Raw genomic sequence first — 19,566 nt, 5'->3', positions numbered from 1 at the left:
AGCCGCCGGGTTTATTCTTTAAATTTACTAGGCGCGCCGCTTCGTAAATTCACAACTCAAATTCCGCGTGCGGCGGCTAAATTTAAGGCGCTCGACTTCGCAAATTAAGGATCAAAGATGAAGGTAGATTGGCAAAAATTAGGCGGGCTGCTCCCAGCGATCGTGCAGGACGCGGGCGACGGCGCAGTTTTGATGCTCGCGTATATGAACGAAGAGGCGCTAAGCCTGACGCTGCGTACCGGCTACGCGCACTACTTTTCGCGCAGCAAGGGGCGCATCTGGAAAAAGGGCGAGAGCAGCGGACACGTTCAGCTTGTGCGAGAGGCGTTTTTGGACTGCGATAACGACGCGTTGCTGCTTAAAGTAGAGCAATGCGGCGGATCTGCCTGCCACACGGGCGCGCGAAGCTGTTTTTTCAAAGAGATTTCGCTGCAAAAAGGCAGTGAAAATTTCGATAGTTCGAGCGCTTGCGGCGCGATAAATTTTGCAGAGCACGGCTCTGTAACCTCTCTCGCGCAGAAAAATTCCGAGAATTCCCGCACAGGGCAAAATTCTACAGCCTGCGACAGCTTGCACAATTTAACGCCCAAAAATTCTACCGATGGTAATCAAAACTCCGCAATGCAAAGCCCCGCTGCGGCAAATTCCACTCTCACAAATTCCGCTGCGGAGCGCAGCGAGCAAAATTTAGACGCCGTCTCGCAAAATTCTTCGCTCAAAAACTCCGCAGAAAAAAGCCCGTACGGCATTTTGGACGAAATTTATCACGTTTGCTTGGATCGCAAGCTAAACGGAGAGCCCGCGCTCTCCTACGTCGCCTCGCTCTACGCGAAGGGCGAAAACGCCTATCTCAAAAAGATCGTCGAGGAGGCGTGCGAGTTCGCGCTGGCGTGCAAAGACCTCTCGCGCAGCGGGCTTTACGCAGACGTCGCGCGAGAGAGCTTTGGAGAGCACAGAACGGGCGAGCCGCGATACGACGTAATTTATGAGGGAGCGGATCTTTTATTTCACCTTCTGCTCGCACTTGCAGCGCACAATATCCATCCAGATGCCCTGCTTGACGAGCTAGCGCGCAGGCAAGGGCAAAGCGGTATCGAAGAGAAGCGTCGCCGCGAAAAATGATGCGTAAAATTTAATCACAAAAGCACCTCTTCCGCTCGCCCGCTTTGCGCGGCGAGCTAAATTTAAAAAGCGTTGCTGAAATTCTGTGCCGAATTTCAACGACGAAAGTATATTTCAATCGCGCTATTGCTGCAAAATTTAATTGTGCAGCGCGAGCTAAAATCCGCGCGTAAATTTCAGCGCCTTGCGCAAATCGTAAAATTTCACTAAAATTTTAAAATCAAATTTTAAAGGATAGCTGATGAGGCAGATCACGATGCAGGAGGCTTTGGACGCGGTTAGCGAGCGCTACTGTAAAGGTTATCACTACGAAAACGTAGCACTCACCGATGAGATGGTGCGCCGCATCTGCGAGGTAAAAAGCCTCGTAAATATGGGCTTTATAGCCACGGCGATTACGGACGCGGCACTACAGCATCTAGCCACGCTGCCGAAGCTTGCGTATCTGTTTTTGCAATATAGCGACAAGATAAGCGGCGAGGGTTTTAGATACTTTGCGGCGCACGCCAAGCTCGAACACATCGGCATCGAAAACGTCAGCATCACGGATGAGGGGCTAAAAGCGATCGCGCAAACCCCGAAGCTAAAATCGTTGCGCCTGGTCAATTCGCGCGTGAGCTTTGCGGGGCTGCTAGCCGCGGCAGATACAAAAATCCAGTTTTATCTTGGCGGCGGGCAGTTTAGCAAGGAGCAAATCGCGGAATTCGAACAGGCGCAAAGAGACGCCGCAAAGAGCAAAAAGAAGCTTGATCCAGATGACCTGGCGGCGGCGCAGAGTGCGCTTTTAGAATTTTTCGCGGCGATGAGCGAGTGGGAGAAATTTGCCGCTTCGCGAATTGATGATCTGGACGACGGCGAGGTGTAGCGCAGATGCAAGGAGCTATTTGCGAGCTACTGCACGCCCGTTAGGCGCAGCGGCTTCCGCCCCGATGGCATCTCGTTTTCGATGATGGAGGGCGGCGCCTACGGCGGATACGGGCTAACGGACGCCGAATGCGAGAGCAAAAATAAAATTTACATCTACGCCAAGGACGAACACGGCTTTGCGCGCCGCTTCCTGCTCGTGCGCAAGGACGGGCGCTGGCTCGTAGATAAGTGCCAAGGTATGGACGGCAAAAACCGCGGGCTGTAAAATTTGAGCGTAAAATGGGCTCAAATTTCATTCTCGGCGCGATCGCAGGATAAAATTTAGCCTGCTGCAAGCACGGCGATAAAATTTCATCTGCGCTGCGAAACAAAAACAAAGAGGACAAATGAGCGGTAAAATTTCTGCGCACGATGCGCACGGCGATCAAAGAAAGGTGCGAATGAAAAGGCAAATTTTCTCCGAGCTGGGCGGCTTCGTGGTGTACGAGCCCGCGCTGCTCGCGCGCTATCTGGATGAGCATGGACTTGTAGGCGGTGACGTTCTTGCTTATTTTACGCAGACCGAGCACGGGGGCGCGGTCACAGAAAAGGGGATCGCGGTGCCGATATCGGGCGTCCGTAGCGATTATTACGATTTTGCGGTTAGCACGGGCGAGGCGAGCGAGGAGATATTCGCACAAAACGAAGCGAAAATCATCTCTCGCGGCTGGATCTTTCACTCATCAGGCACGCTAAGGATCGTCGGCATCGGCTATTTTAAAGATATGAGCTGCATTAGCGAGCAAAACAGCCTAAGCTTTAAGCTAGAGCGCGGTCGGTATAGCTTAGAAATTTTAGGCGGATACCGAGGCGCAAATTTTAGCGGCGCGCCTGCCTCCCGCGATGATACGCCCGTTTTTCATCTGCGGCTTACGCCTTCTGCCGAACCTAAATTTAGCGGCGATTTGGAAGCGCCGTTTTATTTTTAGCCGAATTTATAAAATTTTGCGTAAAATTTCTCTTTAATGCGCGGCGAGCAGGCAAAATTTTCTAAATTTAACCGCTGCGCCCAGCAAAATGCTATAATCGGCGCCAAATTACGGGAGGCGAGATGGTTTTTGACAAACTTATGGGCGCGCTGGCGCAAAATGGCTGGCAGATACGGCGCAGGGATGAAATTTGCCCGCCGCAAAGCGAATTTTTGGGCAGCAGATTTAAAAATTTAAGCGAAGATTTTTACCGCTTCGTTTGCTCTTTTGAGACTTTACATGACGCTGCGGACACCGTTTGGTTTGTGTCCGCTAGGGATTATGCATCGTCAGGCGTGGACGAGGCGGAATTTCACTACGGAGATTTTGAAAAAGACAGCCTGGAGTGCGCGGCTAACGATGCGCAAAGAGCCGCCGTGAGCGCGTTTTGGAGCGGGTGCTTGCCGTTTTTGTTTTCAGTCAGGGGCGAGCGCTGCTTCGCGGGCATCCTCACGAAAGGCGCGGACGCGGGCAAGATCGTATTCGGCGCAGAACCGATCTATGAGGACGTCTCGATCATCGCGCAAAGCTTCGAGGAATTTATCGCTCTTTTCCTCGCCGCGCTCACGGACAAAAGCGCCGCGAAATATCCGCTTTCTTGTTTTGCGTAGCAGCATGCGATACGAACAAAGCGGTACTGCGAGCGCGAGTAAAACAGCGGCGGAGTGCGGGACACAAATTTTACCCTCGCGCAAAATCTGCGCCGTAGATCATATCGGAGAGTAAAATTTCGCTCGATGTTTAGAGAAAAGCGCAGGAAAAAACGGTGCTGTAAATTACACAAGCCAAAAACCAGCCCGATGATTTGTAATAAATTTTGAGTTTAAATTTTACACGCTTAGGCCAAAGGCTTCGGCGCCTCCGAACAAGCCTCGTCCGCAAAAATTTTGCTCTAAAATTTGAGCAGCCCGTCCTCGTCAAATTTAAAACCGGGCCCCCAAGCCACCTCCCAGTAGTATCCGTCGGGATCGGCAAAATACGCGTGGTATCCGCCCCAAAACGTATCTTGGGGCTCCTTGACGATGGTGCCGCCCGCCTTTTTTACTAGCTCTATGACGCTAGCTACGTCCTCTTTGTTTTTTACGTTATACGCTAGCGTGATGCCGCCAAATCCGCTGCCCTTGGGCGGATCGTTTTCGCTGATATCTCGCACCAGCGCGTCCAAGGGATAGAGCTCAAATTTGGTTCCGGGCGTATTAAAAAAGCATACCGGCGGGTCGTCGTCTTTGCAATCCGTCTTAAATCCTAGGCTGTCTCTGTAAAATTTGAGCGCCCTTTGCATGCTTCGTACGCCTAGGCAGATGCAGGTTATTTTATTCATTTTTGCCTCCATAAATTTTAACGTATCTATTTTGGTTTCTTATACCGTAGTCAAAACAGCTACCTGCGCCTTACGGCTCGAACAAGCCGTCGCCGCACTAGCCGAGCGCGCCTTCTGAAATTTTAAATCGCCGATCATAAAATTCTAAAATTCCGCTTCCAAACTCGGCGTTAAATTTTAAAATTTAAACCGCTTTTGATCTAGCCCGCAAGCTGGCTCAAAGCCCGCGCCTCACGGCTCAAACGCGAGACGGCGATTTTAGATGGCAAAATTTACGAACTTAAAGTCTGCATTTTACGGCTCAAACGAGCAGGCTTTTAGGTTTCCGCCCGCCAAGCCCTTTTTAAACCACTCTTTGCGCTGTGCCGAAGTGCCGTGCGTGAAAGAATCGGGTACGACGCGACCGCTAAATTTACGCTGCAACGTATCGTCGCCGATCGCGCTGGCGGCATTTAGCGCCTCGTCGATATCGCCCGCCTCCAGCACGCGCCCTGTTTTTGCGAGATAATGCGCCCAAACCCCCGCGTAGCAGTCTGCCTGCAGCTCGACTTTGACCTGAAGCGCGTTTTGCTCGACTTCGCTGCGAGCGCGCCTTTTAAGAGCGCTAACCTGCTCCAGCGTACCGATTAAATTTTGAACGTGGTGCCCTACTTCGTGCGCGATGACGTAGGCCTGCGCGAAGTCGCCGCCAGCTTTGTACTTATTCGCAAGTTCATCGAAAAAGCTAAGATCCAGATAAATTTTGCGGTCCCTCGGGCAATAAAAAGGTCCCGTTTGCGCGCTCGCAAAGCCGCAGCCGCTTGCGATCTGATCGCGGAAAAGCCGCAAGCCGGGCTCCTCGTAGCGCGCGCCCGCACTTTTAAATATCTCGCCCCAAACATCCTCGGTTTGAGCTAGCACCGCCGAGACGAAGGCGAGCTTTTCCTGCTCTTGCGGGCTGTCCGTCGGCTCTCTCTGCGTGCTAGCGCCCCCGTCTAAAAGCGCCAAAGGGTTGTAGCCCATAAAATACGCCACCGCGCCGATTACGAGCACTATGCGCCCGATCTTTGAGCCGAGCAAAAACCTGATGATCGGGATCAGCATCCCAAGCGAGCCGGAGCTCGTGCGCATGCTGCTTGCGCGGTCATCCTCCACGTTTGAACTTCGTCTGCCGTCTTGCCATTTCATGTTTTTCCTTTAAAATTTTTGAGCCATTATACTAAAATTTTAAAAAGAGCGCCGCCTTGCTTCTACAAAAGCGATGCGCGCGTAGCGAAATAAATCTGAAATTTTGCTTATTTTAAATTTCTTTTAAGCTGTTTAAAATTTTAAATTCTATATAATCGCCCTTTTTAAATTTAAAAGAAAGGAGAATTTGTGGCAAAAGACGACGTCATAGAGATCGACGGCAACGTCATAGAAGCGCTGCCGAACGCGACTTTTAAGGTCGAGCTCGATAACAAACACGTGATTTTATGTCATATCGCGGGCAAGATGCGGATGCACTACATCAAGATAATGCCGGGCGATCGCGTAAAAGTTGAGCTGACCCCTTACAGCCTCGATAAAGGCAGGATCACCTACCGCTATAAGTAAGGATAAAGTTAAATTTAGATATACTCGCGATTTTGCGACTAAACTGTAGGAAGAAGTGTTTTCAAAATCCCCACTATTTTGAAAACAGTTGGTTTGATACTTTCGCTTTTGAAATTTCATTAAACCTAGGTGCAGTTTGCATTTAAAGTGGAGAAAATTTTAGGAGAGTGGAATGAAAGTTCGTCCATCCGTTAAGAAAATGTGCGACAAATGTAAAATTGTCAAGCGCAAAGGTGTTGTTCACGTTATTTGTGAAAATCCAAAACATAAACAAAGACAAGGATAAGTTATGGCTCGTATCGCAGGTGTAGATCTACCAAAGAAAAAAAGGATTGAATACGGACTAACTTATATCTACGGTATAGGTTTATTTACGTCGAGAAAAATTCTCGATGCGGCAGGAATTTCTTACGATAAAAGAGTCGCCGATCTGAGCGAAGATGAAGCCGCCGCTATCAGAAAAGAGATCCAAGAGCACTATATGGTCGAAGGCGATCTTCGCAAACAAGTGGCTATGGATATAAAAGCACTTATGGACTTGGGCGGCTATCGCGGCCTAAGACACAGAAAGGGCCTTCCTGTTCGCGGTCAAAAAACAAAAACGAACGCCAGAACTAGAAAAGGCAAACGCAAAACCGTCGGCGCGGCAGCTAAATAAGGATTGAGATATGGCACAAAAAAAAGTAGTTAAGAAAAAAACCGTCAGAAAAAATATCGCCAAAGGCATAGTTTACATCTCCGCTACGTTTAATAACACTATGATTACCGTAACGGACGAGATGGGCAACGCGATCGCGTGGAGCAGTGCGGGCGCTTTAAATTTTAAAGGCAGTAAAAAATCCACCCCTTATGCGGCGCAGCAAGCCGTCGAGGACGCGTTAAACAAAGCCAAAGAGCACGGCATCAAAGAGGTAGGCGTCAAGGTTCAGGGTCCGGGAAGCGGACGCGAGACCGCCGTTAAAAGCGTAGGTAGTGTAGAAGGGATTAAAGTTACATATTTCAAAGACATCACTCCTCTTGCGCACAACGGTTGCAGACCGCCTAAACGACGTCGCGTGTAATTATAAAAGGAGAAATTTATGGCTAGATATACAGGACCGGTTGAAAAATTAGAAAGAAGGCTCGGCGTCGATCTATTTATGAAAGGCGAGAGAAGGCTTGCGGGCAAGAGCGCGCTTTTAAAACGCCCTTACGCTCCGGGTCAGCACGGACAAAGACGCGCTAAACTAAGCGAATACGGCTCACAGCTTCGCGAGAAGCAAAAGGCTAAATTTATGTACGGCGTAAGCGAAAAACAGTTCCGCAGGCTATTTGCTGAAGCGGCTCGTAGAGAGGGTAACACCGGAGCGATCTTGGTTCAGCTTTTAGAGCAGAGGCTAGATAATGTCGTTTACCGCATGGGCTTTGCTACGACTAGACGATTTGCGCGCCAGCTCGTTACGCACGGACATATCTTGGTAGACGGCAAGCGCGTCGATATCCCTTCGTACTCCGTCCGCGCAGGACAAAAGATCGAAGTGATCGAAAAGAGCAAAAATAACCCGCAAATTTCAAGAGCGCTGGATCTTACTGCACAGACCGGCATCGTAGCGTGGGTAGATGTAGAAAAAGAGAAAAGATACGGAATTTTTTCTAGAGTTCCGGAGAGAGAAGAAGTTGTTATTCCTGTAGAGGAAAGATTTATCGTAGAGCTTTACTCGAAATAGTAGGTGCTAATATGAGAAAAATCACAACATCAGCTCATATGCCAACTGAAATAAAGGTTGAGAATGTCAGCGAAAATGTTGCTAAAATCATAGCATATCCCTTTGAAACGGGATATGCCGTCACTCTAGCTCATCCTTTACGAAGGTTACTTTATACGAGCACGGTCGGTTTCGCGCCGACTGCGGTTAAAATCGAAGGCGTAAGCCACGAATTCGACAGCATGCGCGGTATGCTCGAGGATATGGCGGCTTTTATCATAAATTTAAAGGGCTTAAGATTTAAAATCAAAGGCGATTCCCTACGCGAGGTCGTGGAATACAGCTTTAAAGGGCCTAAAGAAATTTACGGCAGCGACCTAAATAACGACGCCGTAAAGATCGTAAATCCAAGCGCTTATCTGGCTACGATAAACGAGGATGCCGATCTTAAATTTACGCTCATCATCGAAAAGGGCATCGGCTACGTTCCAAGCGAAGAGATCAGAGAAAATTTAGACGCTGATTTCATCGCGTTGGATGCGTTTTTTACCCCGGTAACTAAGGCCGTTTACGACATCGAAAACGTATTTGTAGAGGACAATCCCGACTACGAAAAGGTGGTCTTTACGATCACTACCGACGGTCAGATCAGCGCGATAGATGCGTTTAAAAACGCACTTGAGGCGATGTATCAGCAGCTGGCGGTTTTCAAAGGTATCGTAAATATCAGCGCTGCGGATACTTTCGGTAGAGCGATCCCCGCAAATTCCGAGTTTGCAAAGCTTTTTGAGAGCGTTAGCAATCTAAGCTTAAGCGCACGAAGCTTCAACTGCCTAGATCGCGCCGATATTAGATTTATCGGTGAGCTTGCGATCATGGAGGAAAGCGAGCTTAAAGACCTTAAAAATTTAGGCAAAAAATCGCTTGAGGAGATCAAAGCCGTAATGGAGGAGATCGGTTATCCTATCGGCAACCAAGAGCTCGGCGATAAAAAAGAGCAGCTAAAACGCAAGCTTGACGAGCTGAAGGCTCAAAGACAAAAGAATGAAGGACAATAAATGAGACATAATCACGGATATAGGAAGCTAGGGCGCACTTCGTCTCACCGTGCCGCCCTGCTTAAAAATTTAACCATCGCTTTAGTTACTAGCGGCAAGATCGAAACTACGCTTCCTAAGGCAAAAGAGCTAAGAAGCTATGCCGAGAAGCTAATTACTCGCGCGCGAAAAGGCGACAGCGAAGCGCATAGATTTGTTTTCGCGGCGCTTCAAGATAAGGCTGCTACAAATAAGCTAGTCACCGAGATCGCTCCAAAATACGCAGGCGTAAACGGCGGCTACACTCGCATCATCAAAACCCGCCTTCGCAAGGGCGACGCTGCCGAGATGGCTTATATCGAGCTAATCAGCAAATAAAATTTCGGGATCACTCCCGAAATTTCTTCTATGAAATTTAAAATTTTACTTCCGCTTGTTATCATCGCTGCGGGTCTAGCGTGGGCATTGGACAACTATCTTAGCTATAAAAATATCGAAACGATCAACTCCGAAATTCCGCTAAAGCAGGCATTGGACGGCGAGCAAATTTCTAAAATCCGCGTCTATAAATCCAAACGAATTCTTGAAATTTTGACCTCAAAAGGCGTCGCAAAAAGCTACAAAATCGCCCTCGGACGCGAGCCTGAAGGACATAAAGAAATTCAAGGCGACGGCAAAACCCCAGAGGGCAACTACACCATAAACGGCAAAAATCCAAACTCGGCGTATCATCTAAATTTAGGCATCTCCTATCCGAACAAAGCCGACGTAGCGCACGCAAAATCCCTCGGCAAGAGCGCAGGCGGCGATATCAAAATCCACGGGCTACCGAATAAATTTAGCTACCTAGGGCAGAGTATCGCGGCGTTCGGCGACTGGACGGAGGGCTGCATAGCGCTCGTCAACGACGATATGGACGAGCTTTTTGAACACGTGAAAATCGGCACGCCGATAGAAATTTTGCCGTGATTGCACGCGCCTGCGCTAAAATTTCACAGCCGTGATCGATATAAAACGTAGCGTAAATTTTATCTACGAGCTTCAAAATAATGTTTGCCGTCCAGGCTTTTGTAGTCGCAAAATTTGCAATTAAAAGCAGGATTGTTTTTCTAAAAATTTAATCGTATCGGCGCTTGTCCTAATTAAATTTAGACAGTTTCGCTTTAAATTTTACCTACCGCTCAAGCAAAATTCCTTTTCAAATTTAGCCCTCGATCTGGCTGAAATTTCATCCCAAATTTATGGCGCAAATAGTCTAAATTTAAATATACGCAAGCCCGATGATTTGTAAGTTTCGTCCTTGCCTAAATCGATAAAATTTTAAAATCGCGGCTCGCCGTTCGCGGCGTATAAAATTCTTTGCGAGCCATTACGCAAAATCCGCGTCCTCGCGCAAAATTTCAGATTAAATTTCATCCCCGATAAGCCTTTTTTTATCGCTTTTGGATATAATGCGCCAAAATCAAAACAAGGAATTTTAATGATACCATTTACAGACGAAGAGCTTCTAGCCCCGGTACAGGATAGCTTGGAGCTAATCCGACCGATGCTGCAAAACGACGGCGGCGATATGAAGCTTTTAGGCATAAAAAATGGCGTCGTCTATGTCCGCCTTACCGGGCATTGCCACGGCTGCGCTGCAAGTGCGCAGACCCTAAAATACGGCGTCGAGCGCCAGCTTCGCATGGATATTCACCCCGAGCTTAGCGTCGTAAACATCCCCGAAGGCGAAGAGTTTGAACTATAAAAAGCTGGGCCTAAAGGCCTTTTCGCGCGGAGAATTCGAGCTTGCGAAGCTGTATTTTTCGCTCGCATACGAAAAAAGCGGCGAGGAGGAAATTCTATTTTTGCTCGAGCTTTGCCAGACTGCGCTGGCAGACCGCGAAGAGGCGCTTATGCTCTTTGATTTTTACAACCTCAGTCCTAAAACTCAAACCGCGGAGCTTTTTAAAATTTTAAATTCCATCAACGAAAAGATCGCGAATGAAGCGGCTTCCGAACCTGGCGCCGAGGATGAGATTGCAGTCATTGCTTATGCCGATTTTATGCGTGCAGTAGACCAAAGAGGCTTTAAAGACGCTTTCGAATCGATCATTTTTTCATCCAAAATCGCCATTTCGGACAAAACAGAGATGATAGAATTTTTAGAAAATTTGATAGAAAACGGCTACTACGAAATGGGGCTTAATTACGTCGAGAGCTCGGCTGCCGCGTATGCAGGCGATGAGCGCTTCGAAGCGCTAATGCAAAAAATCAAAAATCATGAAAATACGACTAGAAAATAATTTCATCACCGACAACTCGGCCGAGTGCGAGGCGGGCTGCTTTTTTATGCGCACGAGCGCGAACGCTAAATTCCAAGCCGAAGCGGCGCAAAAAGGCGCGCAAATCATCTCCATCGCGCAAGCAAAGGAGCTTTTAAAGATCGATTCGCGCATCAAAATCGTAGGCATCACCGGTACGAACGGCAAAACGACGACCGCGGCGGCGATCTATTCGACGCTGCTGGATCTGGGCTTTAGCTGCGGTCTAAGCGGCACGCGCGGCGCCTTTATAAATGAGCGCAGGATCGATGAAAAGGGGCTTACAACGAGCTCGGTTTTTAAGACGATGAGCTATCTTTATGAAGCCGGCAAGCAGGGCTGCGAGTATTTCGTCATGGAGGTTAGCTCGCACGCAATCGCGCAAAACCGCATAGAAGGGCTAAATTTTGCGCTTAAAATTTTTACGAATTTAAGTCAAGACCATCTCGATTATCACGGCAGCATGCAAGAATACGCCGCAGTCAAGAGCTCGTTTTTCGCAGACGACGCGCCAAAGCTCATAAACGCCGACGACGGACATATTAAATTTAACCCCGCAAACGCCCTTACCTACGGTATCAAAAACGCCGCAAGTTTCGGCGTGAGCGGATACGGGCTAAAGGGCGGTATCGACGCGCTCCTGCGTACTCCAAACGGCGATAATGCGCAGCTTCAAAGCGATCTCATCGGCGAGTTTAATCTCTACAACCTTACCGCGGCGTTTGCGGCGGTTAAAATTCTAACCAAGCTGCCGAACGAAAAGATCGCAAAAGCCCTGGCAAACTTCGGCGGCGTCGAGGGTCGCGTGCAGATCGTAAATAAAAACCCGCTTGTGATCGTCGATTTCGCCCATACCCCAGACGGTATCGAAAAAGTGCTAAACGCGCTGCGCGCAAGCGGCGAAATCATCGCGGTTTTCGGCGCGGGAGGCGATCGCGACCACGGCAAGCGTCCGAAAATGGGCGCCATCGCCGAGCACTTTGCCAAAATTTGCATCGTCACGAGCGATAATCCGCGCAGCGAAGAGCCGAGCGAAATCATCGATCAAATCTGCGCCGGAATGCGCCGAAAGGATAAAATTTTAAAGATCGCGGATCGCAAAGAGGCCATCGCGCGCGCGCTAGATCTTGCCAAAAACGGCGAGATGATCGCTATTTTGGGCAAGGGCGACGAGACCTACCAGGAGATCAAGGGAGTGAAGCACCCCTTCAGCGACAAGCAGGTCGTGAGCGAGCTCGTCGCGGCGCGAGGCGAGTCAAATTTAGACTATTTAAAGGACGGCCAATGAAAATCGAAATTTTATCAAGCAAAATCCACCGCGCGCGCGTGACGGACGCCAACCTCAACTACGTGGGCTCCATTACGATCGGGCCCGAGCTCATCGAGGCTGCGGGGCTCTGCGAGTACCAAAAAGTAGAGATCCTAAACGTCAATAACGGCGAGCGCTTCGCTACCTACGTGATCCGCGGTGAGAAAAAGGGCGGGATCTGCCTAAACGGCGCGGCCGCACGCAAAGTCTGCGTCGGCGATGTCGTTATCATAGTGGCTTATGCTCAGATGAGCGCCAAAAAAGTAAGAAGCTTCAAGCCTAAAATCGTGCAGGTAAACGAAAAAAACCAAATAACGGAGTAAAGATGTTCGAAGGAATGGATTTTTCAAAAATGGGGCAGATGCTCGATCAGATGCAGGCCAAGGCTAAGCAGATCGAGGAGGAGAATGCGCGCAAGGAATTTACCGTAAAATCGGGCGCGGGCATGGTCGCCATCAGGCTAAACGGCGCGGGCGAGGTGCTCGATCTAAGCATCGACGACAGCCTTTTTAACGACAAAGAGAGTTTGCAGATCCTGCTAATTTCGGCGATAGGCGACGCGATAAAACTCGTCGAAAATGAAAAGAAAGGCGCCGCAGCGTCCATGCTAGGAGGGCTCGGCAGCCTAGGCGATCTGCTCGGCAATAAGGGCTGAACCTATTTCAAAATCGTTGAAAGCAGGCTTTTTAGAGAGGGCGACTACTTCCCGCCTGGCGAGCGGTTTGGATTTTACGAAGCAGGCGGCTTCTGTAGCGAACTAAATAAAGCCCGATTTTATAAGGCGGCGTTAATTTAGATTTTTGCGACGGTACGTTTTGCATAAAGTGCAGCCTGCTTGATTTGACGCTAGGTTATTAAATTTTAACCTTAGCAAATCAGTCAAATTTAACGGGCGGCACGAGGACAAATTCTAAAATTTCGGCAGGCTGCTACACTGCGGCGCAAAGTAAAATTTAGCTAGCGCAGCTTAAATACAAAGCAAGGCGAGCCGTTGTGCGACATCCGCGAGCAAAATCGAGCGTAAGATGCGGCTCAAAAAAGCGGAGCATCCTTCGCCTCGCGCACTGCGTAAAGCTAGGGAAATTAAAATTTAAAATTTTAAGCGGCATGATTACTTCTACGCGACATACAAACGGCTCGCGACAGCAAAGTCTAAGCTGCGCAACGAAAAGGCATTCGAAGGGCGCGAATTTGCATTCGTCAAGGGCGCACCTAAGCAGAGCAAATCAAAACCGCAAGGTAGGATCGATGGATATTTTAGAAAAATTTAAAGACTATTTAAAGCATAACGAACTGAAGGCGTCTAGCTTTCATCCGTACTTCGAGGAAGCGCTCAATTACATGCTACAAGCGGGCGGCAAGCACTTTCGCGCACAGCTGCTACTAGGCGTCGTCTCGGCGGTGGATGAGCGGCGCTTTGAGGGCGCGTTGGCGATGGCGATGGCGCTTGAGATGATCCACACCTACTCGCTTATCCACGACGATCTGCCTGCGATGGACGATGCGGATCTGCGCCGCGGGCAACCGAGCCTGCATAAAAAATACGACGAGGTCACGGCGATTTTAGTGGGCGATGCGCTAAATACAGACGCGTTTTTGATCGCCGCAAGCGCGAACCTAAGCGACGAGATTAAGATAAAATGCATTAAAACTCTAGCGCGAAACGCAGGCAGCAGCGGCATGGTGCTGGGTCAGGCTATCGATTGCCGTTTTGAAAACAGCCCGTTAAAACAAAGCGAGCTTGAGTTTTTGCATCTGCACAAAACGGGCGCGCTGATTGCAGCGGCGTTTGAGCTAGGCGCCATAATCGGCGGGCTAAAGGACAAGCTCGCGCATGAGCTTTATAAAATCGGACTAAAGCTAGGTCTCATATTTCAGATCGAGGATGACATCATCGACGCCACGGGCGACGAGGCAAGCGCGGGCAAACCAGTAGGAGCAGACGGCGCGAAAAATTCCTTCGTAAATTTACTCGGACTTGCGGGCGCTAGAAGCTACAAGCAACGCCTAATAGACGAGGTAAGCGGCGCGATGAGCGGCTATGATGCGAGCCTACGCGATTTGGTTTTAAATTTGATAGAAAAATACCTGAAAGGATGAAAAATGTCGAGCGAGCAGCTAAGTAAAATTTCAAACACGATCAAATTTCTAAGCGCGGATATGATCCAAAGCGCCAACTCAGGCCATCCCGGCACGCCGATGGGGCTAAGCGACGTAATGAGCGTCTTTATGGGCAAGGTCCGCCATAACCCCAAAAATCCTGCGTGGCTAAACCGCGACCGCGTCATATTCTCGGGCGGACACGCAAGCGCGCTCGTGTATAGCTACCTCTACCTTAGCGGATATGATTTGAGTATGGACGATCTGAAAAGCTTCAGGCGCCTGCACTCCAAAACACCGGGCCATCCGGAGATCACTACCCCGGGCGTCGAGATCGCTACCGGACCGCTCGGTCAGGGCGTCGCAAACGCAGTCGGATTTGCGATGGCCGCAAAATACGCCGCGCATCTGCTAAATGAGGAAGGAAACGAGATCATTGATCACCGCGTCTATTGCTTCTGCGGCGACGGCGATCTACAGGAGGGCATCAGCTACGAAGCGTGCGCGCTTGCAGGCAGACATAACCTCGACAATCTCACGATAATTTATGATTCTAACGGCATCACGATCGATGGCAGCACCGATATCGCGTGGTTTGAGGACGTGAAGGTGCGATTTGAAGCGCAAGGCTTTGAGGTCGCGCGCATCGACGGGCATAATTTCGATCAGATAGAATTTGTCCTTGACGAGGTCAAAAACAAAGCAAAACCCTACCTCATCATCGCAAACACCACGATCGGCAAGGGGGCGCTAGAGCTTGAGGGCACGGCCAAGACGCACGGCGCGCCGCTTGGAGAGGAGCTGCTTGCGCGCGCTAAGCAAAGCCTGGGCTTTGATCCCGCCCAAAGCTTCATCGTAAGCGAGGATGTGCTTTTTGAAACGCGCGCCGCGGTCGAGAAAGGCGATTTGGAGGAACGGCTTTGGAAGGAGAAACTCGCAAAGCTAAGCGATGAAAAAAGAGCGCTTCTAAACGAGCTTTTAAATCCCGATTTTAGCAAGATAGAATTCCCCGATTTTAGCGGGCTTAAGGTCGCCACGCGCGATAGCAACGGTAAAATTTTAAACGCCATCGCAAACGCGGTGCCCGGCTTTTTGGGCGGAAGCGCCGATTTGGCGGCATCGAACAAGACCGAGCTAAAAGGCGGCGGCGACTTTCCGTGCGGCAAAAATTTACACTTCGGCATCCGCGAGCACGCGATGGCGGCGATCGGCAACGCCTTTGCGAGATACGGGCTTTTCATTCCGTTCAGCGCAACGTTTTTTATCTTCAGCGATTATCTCAAAACGGGCGCTAGACTTGCGGCGCTGATGGGTTTGCGCCACTACTTCGTCTTCACGCACGACAGCATCGGCGTGGGCGAGGACGGACCGACGCACGAGCCTATAGAGCAGCTTAGCACCTTCCGCGCGATGCCAGACTTCTACACCTTCCGCCCCGCAGACGGCAACGAAAACGTAAAATGCTGGCGCACGGCGCTTGCTCTGAATGCGCCCGCGGCGTTCGTCTGCTCGCGTCAGGGACTTGAGCCGCTGCCTAAGGCGGTCTTGGGCGACGTACAAAACGGCGCGTATCTGCTAAGGCAGAGTAAAGAGGCGCGTATCACGCTCATCGCAAGCGGCAGCGAGGTTTCGCTCTGCCTAAAAGCGGCGGCAATCCTGCAAGAGCAAGGCATCGGCGCAAACGTCGTAAGCGCGCCGTGCTTCGAGCTTTTGTGCGAGCAGGACGCTGACTATCTGGCGCAAATCCTGCAGGCGCAAACTAAAATTTTAGCCGTCGAGGCCGCAAGCGCGCTTGAGTGGTATAAATTTGCAGACGCGGTACATGGCATGCAAAGCTTCGGCGAGAGCGGCAACGCAAACGAGCTATTTAAGCTTTTCGGCTTCACCGACGTCGCGATCGCAAAGCAGGCCAAAGAGCTTTTAGAGCAGTAGCGGAAAGGGTAAAATTTGAGCGAAAAAATCAAAATTTCGTATTTAGACGGATTTAAAATTTACGGATTAAAAGCCCGCACGAAAAACGCGGACGAGCTAGGCGGAAGCGGCAAAATTCCCGCGCTGTGGGCGAAATTTATGAAAGAGTGTTATGACGGGCGGAGCGAGATTTACGGCGTCTATTACGATTACGAGGACGGCGCCGACGGGCTTTACGATATCTTTATCGGCACCAAAGCGCCCCGCAGCGACGAAGCCTTGGAGATCAAAAGCGGCAAATACGCGGTTTTTAGCTTCCCGAATGAGCCGCAAAACGTAGCAAAGTTTTGGAGCAAAATTTGGAGCTTTTTTGAGTCCGGCGAACTAAAAAGAGCGTTTGAAACGGATTTTGAGTTTTACGGCGGAGACGAGATCAAAATTTTTATCTCGGTTTTGTAGGGCGGCGCATGAAATTTATAAACGGCGAGTGATTTTTCGCCGCCGCGACGATGAGCTTTTGCGTAAAATTTCATCCATAAATCGGTAAAATTCCGTGCCCAAAACTACGCGCACGAAATAAATTTTATACCAAAAGCCGCACCGGGCCGTACCTTAAGCCGTAGATTTAAATCGAAATCTAAATTTGCGCCGTTAAATTTCAACCCCCGCCCGCAAAATCAGGCAAAATTTCACGCGGAATTTCATTTTTAAATCTGTTATTAAGCCATTTTTGGCTTAAATTACATTTTCATTCGGGTAGATGTCCGAGCGGTCGAAGGAGCGCGCCTCGAAAGCGCGTAAGGCGTCAGCCTTCTAGGGTTCGAATCCCTATCTACCCGCCATTCATTCAAATTTCACCCAATACTTTGGAGTTAAGATGAGCAATAAACTCCTTTCGATGAGCCTGCAGGAGCTGTGGCGACTCTTTCCAATACGTCTCGTGCCGCACGATCCGCGCTGGAGCGAATACTTTAGGCAGGAGCGCGAAATTCTGCGCGGTCTGCTGCGAGATCATGGCGAGATCAAGATCCACCATATCGGCAGCACCGCGGTAAGCGGTATTTGGGCGAAGCCTATCATAGATATTTTGATCGAGTGCTCGGATATCGCCGCCGCCAAACAGCGCCTGATAGACGCGGGCTATCTGCTAATGAGCGAAAGCGAGAGCCGCTGCAGCCTAAATAAGGGCTACACCGAAGCGGGATTTGCCGAGCGCGTTTTTCACGTGCATCTGCGAAATTTCGGCGATGCGGATGAGATATTTTTTAGAGATTTTTTGCGGGCGAATGCGGATATCGCCAAGCGGTACGAGGCACTTAAATTAGAGCTTTGGAAGCGCTACGAGTTTGACCGAGACGCCTACACTGCGGCAAAAAGCGAATTTGTGCTTAAATTTACGCTTATTGCTAAAGAAAACTCGAAATAGCCGCACAAATTTATCCTCTGCGTAGAAGCTCGCTCGCCAAGAGCGATAAAAAATGGCTAAATTTTATAAATGATACGGGCGGATAGTGCCACACCCCGTAAGATCATTTTTATAAAATTTTGATCGTATTTTTAAATTTAAAGGGCGACTGCCCAATTATCGTAGATAAATTTTACAAATCCAACTAACGGCAAAGTCGTCCACAAAACGCGCCGTATCACACCGCAAACAAAAGGTGTTCCCGCGCTTCGGTACAAGTTTAAATTAAAAGCCTACGCGTCGTTAAATTTTTAGAATTTCACCAAAAACAAACTCACAAACTCGCTAAATTTAAAGCGGCGAAAATTTTAAATTCCTCGCCGCTAGCTAGCCGCACAAATCCGTCTGGCGCTTAAAATTTAATGATCGCTCTTTAACCCCGCGCCGCAAAGCGGGATGATGCTATCTCCTTGCAGATCGCGGCTTTCTTTGTAGCGCAGATACGCCGCGTAGGTAGCTGCGGTCGTATGCTCGACGTAAAATCCGCCGCGCGCAAGCGCCGCTCTGGCTGGCAGTATGTCGCCCTCGCTCGCTAAGATCACCTCTCGTTCGCCCGCGTAACTAGAGCCAAGAATTTCACCCGCGCGCATCGGTCTTGCGATCGCGATACCCTCCGCTAGCGTCGGCTGTGACTCTATCGCGCGCGCCGTACCTTTAGCGTCAAAAAGCGGAGCGCAACGCTCGCCCTGAACGATGAAAATTTTCGGCAGCGCCTCGATAAGACCGCCCTCATATAACTCGCCTAGCGCCGCTTGAGCGCCCAGCAGCAGCGTGCCGTTGCCCACAGGGATGAAGATATTGCGTGGCACCCTACCCAGCTGCTCGTAGATCTCATAAATGTAGCTCTTCGTGCCCTCGTAAAAGATCGGATTATAGACGTGGTTGGCGTAATAGATCTGCTCCTGCGCGGCCTTTTTGCGGCACGCATCCGCCGTCTCGTCGCGGCTGCCGTCAAACACCGTGACGTGCGCGCCGTGGCTTTTGATCATATCGATCTTTTTGGGCGACGTGCCCTTTGGGACGTAAATTTCGCACTCGATGCCCGCGCGAGCGCAATACGCCGCCACGGCATTGCCCGCGTTGCCACTGGAGTCTTGCAGCACCTTTTTCACGCCGATATTTTTAGCATGCAGCGCCAAAACCGCCGCGCCGCGATCTTTGAACGAAAGCGTAGGCATCGCGTAATCGAGCTTGAGATAGAGATTTTCGCCGAATTTCACGCTAGCCGTGAGCCCCTCGCCCATCGAAATTTCTCTAAATTTAGCCGTGTCGATGCCCATAAATCTTCGGTATCTAAAGATGCTAAACTCGCTTTGATCTACGAGCGCGGGGTTAAATTTAGGCGCGTCGGAGTTTAGCTTATACAGCCCGCCGCAGTCGCATTTATAACTCAAAGTATCGATGGGCGCGTGCTTACCGCAGCCCGTGCAGATGAAATCGCTCATTTTCACTCCTATTTTTTCTCTTTGATTTTTGCGAGGGCCTCGATCTCTACAAGGCAGCCGAAGTGTAGAGCCGTAGTCGGTACCACGACGCGAGCGGGCTTGTGCGCGCCGAAAAACAGCGCGTACTGCTCGTCGATCACGTCCCAATTCGCGACGTCAGGCGTATAGACGCGGCACATCCGCACGTCGCCTTTATCCGCACCCGCGGCGGCCAGCACTGCCGCGACGTTGCTTAGAGCCTGCGCGGTCTGCGTAGCAAGACTCTCCGCGATGGCTCCCGTGCGTGGATCCACGCTTAGCTGCCCAGAGACATAGAGCGTACCGTCGTCGTCTAAGATGCCCGGCGCATAATGCGCCTTTTTCGGCGCGAAACCGGTTGGATAAATTTCTTTCATTTAAGCTCCTTTGCATATAAAATT

At 50.0% G+C, this 19,566-nt stretch carries 25 protein-coding genes, 1 tRNA gene and 2 pseudogenes; 24 read left to right on the top strand and 4 right to left on the bottom strand.

From position 1 onward, the window contains the following. Positions 1–117 precede the first annotated feature (117 nt). From hisI to Q0144_RS02475, 6 genes and pseudogenes are all read left to right on the top strand, one after another. Positions 118–435 (top strand): annotated as a pseudogene (gene hisI, locus Q0144_RS02500) (phosphoribosyl-AMP cyclohydrolase); the annotation flags it as partial. A 186-nt stretch (positions 436–621) separates the two neighbouring features. Then, positions 622–1,122: a phosphoribosyl-ATP diphosphatase gene (locus Q0144_RS02495; RefSeq protein ID WP_298061450.1), complete on the top strand. Its 501-nt coding sequence runs from the start codon at positions 622–624 to the stop codon at positions 1,120–1,122. A 241-nt stretch (positions 1,123–1,363) separates the two neighbouring features. Beyond that, the gene (locus Q0144_RS02490) at positions 1,364–1,987 is read left to right on the top strand and encodes a hypothetical protein (protein WP_298061404.1); all 624 of its coding nucleotides are present in this window, start codon (positions 1,364–1,366) and stop codon (positions 1,985–1,987) included. A 15-nt stretch (positions 1,988–2,002) separates the two neighbouring features. Further along, positions 2,003–2,254, top strand: a pseudogene (locus tag Q0144_RS02485) (NTF2 fold immunity protein); the annotation flags it as partial. Positions 2,255–2,375: 121 nt separating this feature from the next. Then, positions 2,376–2,957 carry a hypothetical protein gene (locus Q0144_RS02480; RefSeq protein ID WP_298061402.1) on the top strand — a complete coding sequence of 194 codons (582 nt, stop codon included), beginning with the start codon at positions 2,376–2,378 and terminating at the stop codon, positions 2,955–2,957. A 122-nt stretch (positions 2,958–3,079) separates the two neighbouring features. Further along, positions 3,080–3,607, top strand: a complete 528-nt coding sequence (locus tag Q0144_RS02475; RefSeq protein WP_298061400.1) for a hypothetical protein — start codon at positions 3,080–3,082, stop codon at positions 3,605–3,607. 281 nt (positions 3,608–3,888) lie between these two features. On the opposite strand, the gene Q0144_RS02470 is transcribed toward Q0144_RS02475, so the two are convergent. Together Q0144_RS02470 and Q0144_RS02465 are read right to left on the bottom strand one after the other, a co-directional pair. Continuing rightward, entirely contained in the window at positions 3,889–4,317 is a 429-nt protein-coding gene (locus Q0144_RS02470; protein WP_298061398.1) for a VOC family protein, read from the bottom strand. Between the two features lie 294 nt (positions 4,318–4,611). Next, positions 4,612–5,484, bottom strand: a complete 873-nt coding sequence (locus tag Q0144_RS02465; protein WP_298061396.1) for a neutral zinc metallopeptidase — start codon at positions 5,482–5,484, stop codon at positions 4,612–4,614. Positions 5,485–5,673: 189 nt separating this feature from the next. On the opposite strand from Q0144_RS02465, the gene infA reads away from it, so the two are divergent. The 18 genes from infA to Q0144_RS02375 all read left to right on the top strand — a co-directional run bounded on the left by infA (position 5,674) and on the right by Q0144_RS02375 (position 17,663). Beyond that, positions 5,674–5,892 (top strand): translation initiation factor IF-1, encoded by a 219-nt coding sequence (infA, locus tag Q0144_RS02460; protein WP_005869854.1) that lies wholly within the window; start codon positions 5,674–5,676, stop codon positions 5,890–5,892. Positions 5,893–6,064: 172 nt separating this feature from the next. Further along, positions 6,065–6,178, top strand: coding sequence for a 50S ribosomal protein L36 (gene rpmJ / locus Q0144_RS02455; RefSeq protein WP_005869855.1), 114 nt, complete (start codon positions 6,065–6,067; stop codon positions 6,176–6,178). Positions 6,179–6,181: 3 nt separating this feature from the next. Beyond that, on the top strand, positions 6,182–6,550 hold the full coding sequence (rpsM, locus tag Q0144_RS02450) for a 30S ribosomal protein S13 (RefSeq protein ID WP_005869856.1): 369 nt from the start codon (positions 6,182–6,184) through the stop codon (positions 6,548–6,550). A 10-nt stretch (positions 6,551–6,560) separates the two neighbouring features. Further along, the gene (rpsK, locus tag Q0144_RS02445; protein ID WP_177387174.1) at positions 6,561–6,953 is read left to right on the top strand and encodes a 30S ribosomal protein S11; all 393 of its coding nucleotides are present in this window, start codon (positions 6,561–6,563) and stop codon (positions 6,951–6,953) included. 18 nt (positions 6,954–6,971) lie between these two features. Further along, positions 6,972–7,598, top strand: coding sequence for a 30S ribosomal protein S4 (rpsD, locus tag Q0144_RS02440; RefSeq protein WP_005869858.1), 627 nt, complete (start codon positions 6,972–6,974; stop codon positions 7,596–7,598). A gap of 11 nt (positions 7,599–7,609) precedes the next feature. Beyond that, positions 7,610–8,635: a DNA-directed RNA polymerase subunit alpha gene (locus Q0144_RS02435; RefSeq protein WP_298061395.1), complete on the top strand. Its 1,026-nt coding sequence runs from the start codon at positions 7,610–7,612 to the stop codon at positions 8,633–8,635. Next, a complete protein-coding gene (gene rplQ, locus Q0144_RS02430) occupies positions 8,636–8,992 on the top strand; it encodes a 50S ribosomal protein L17 (RefSeq protein WP_005869862.1) in 357 nt (118 codons plus the stop codon). It begins immediately after the preceding gene. A gap of 30 nt (positions 8,993–9,022) precedes the next feature. Next, on the top strand, positions 9,023–9,583 hold the full coding sequence (locus Q0144_RS02425) for a L,D-transpeptidase family protein (RefSeq protein ID WP_298061393.1): 561 nt from the start codon (positions 9,023–9,025) through the stop codon (positions 9,581–9,583). 511 nt (positions 9,584–10,094) lie between these two features. Then, positions 10,095–10,361: a NifU family protein gene (locus Q0144_RS02420; protein ID WP_295150604.1), complete on the top strand. Its 267-nt coding sequence runs from the start codon at positions 10,095–10,097 to the stop codon at positions 10,359–10,361. Next, positions 10,351–10,899, top strand: coding sequence for a histidine kinase (locus Q0144_RS02415; protein WP_298061391.1), 549 nt, complete (start codon positions 10,351–10,353; stop codon positions 10,897–10,899). Before Q0144_RS02420 ends, Q0144_RS02415 begins: the two co-directional genes overlap by 11 nt. Beyond that, entirely contained in the window at positions 10,877–12,205 is a 1,329-nt protein-coding gene (locus Q0144_RS02410) for a UDP-N-acetylmuramoyl-L-alanyl-D-glutamate--2,6-diaminopimelate ligase (RefSeq protein ID WP_298061389.1), read from the top strand. Before Q0144_RS02415 ends, Q0144_RS02410 begins: the two co-directional genes overlap by 23 nt. Then, a complete protein-coding gene (panD, locus tag Q0144_RS02405; protein WP_298061387.1) occupies positions 12,202–12,549 on the top strand; it encodes an aspartate 1-decarboxylase in 348 nt (115 codons plus the stop codon). The genes Q0144_RS02410 and panD overlap by 4 nt, the downstream gene beginning before the upstream one ends. 2 nt (positions 12,550–12,551) lie before the next feature. Beyond that, positions 12,552–12,881, top strand: a complete 330-nt coding sequence (locus Q0144_RS02400) for a YbaB/EbfC family nucleoid-associated protein (RefSeq protein WP_298061385.1) — start codon at positions 12,552–12,554, stop codon at positions 12,879–12,881. A 593-nt stretch (positions 12,882–13,474) separates the two neighbouring features. Next, entirely contained in the window at positions 13,475–14,326 is an 852-nt protein-coding gene (locus Q0144_RS02395) for a polyprenyl synthetase family protein (protein ID WP_298061383.1), read from the top strand. Positions 14,327–14,329: 3 nt separating this feature from the next. Then, complete coding sequence (tkt, locus tag Q0144_RS02390; RefSeq protein WP_298061380.1) at positions 14,330–16,258, top strand: transketolase; 1,929 nt, start codon at positions 14,330–14,332, stop codon at positions 16,256–16,258. Between the two features lie 27 nt (positions 16,259–16,285). Next, positions 16,286–16,696, top strand: coding sequence for a GyrI-like domain-containing protein (locus Q0144_RS02385; RefSeq protein WP_298061448.1), 411 nt, complete (start codon positions 16,286–16,288; stop codon positions 16,694–16,696). Between the two features lie 295 nt (positions 16,697–16,991). Further along, a tRNA-Ser gene (locus tag Q0144_RS02380) sits at positions 16,992–17,079 on the top strand. A 35-nt stretch (positions 17,080–17,114) separates the two neighbouring features. After that, a complete protein-coding gene (locus Q0144_RS02375; RefSeq protein ID WP_298061377.1) occupies positions 17,115–17,663 on the top strand; it encodes a GrpB family protein in 549 nt (182 codons plus the stop codon). A gap of 398 nt (positions 17,664–18,061) precedes the next feature. Here Q0144_RS02375 and Q0144_RS02370 read toward each other — a convergent pair whose 3' ends face one another. Then, a complete protein-coding gene (locus tag Q0144_RS02370; protein WP_298061374.1) occupies positions 18,062–19,147 on the bottom strand; it encodes a threonine synthase in 1,086 nt (361 codons plus the stop codon). A gap of 8 nt (positions 19,148–19,155) precedes the next feature. After that, positions 19,156–19,542 (bottom strand): RidA family protein, encoded by a 387-nt coding sequence (locus Q0144_RS02365; protein WP_298061372.1) that lies wholly within the window; start codon positions 19,540–19,542, stop codon positions 19,156–19,158. Between the last annotated feature and the right edge of the window lie 24 nt (positions 19,543–19,566).

It is taken from the genome of uncultured Campylobacter sp., assembly GCF_938045345.1.
Classification (GTDB): Bacteria; Campylobacterota; Campylobacteria; order Campylobacterales; family Campylobacteraceae; genus Campylobacter_B.
Note: the sequence above shows the minus strand (reverse complement) of the source record. Positions and strands in the feature narration are given on the sequence as shown.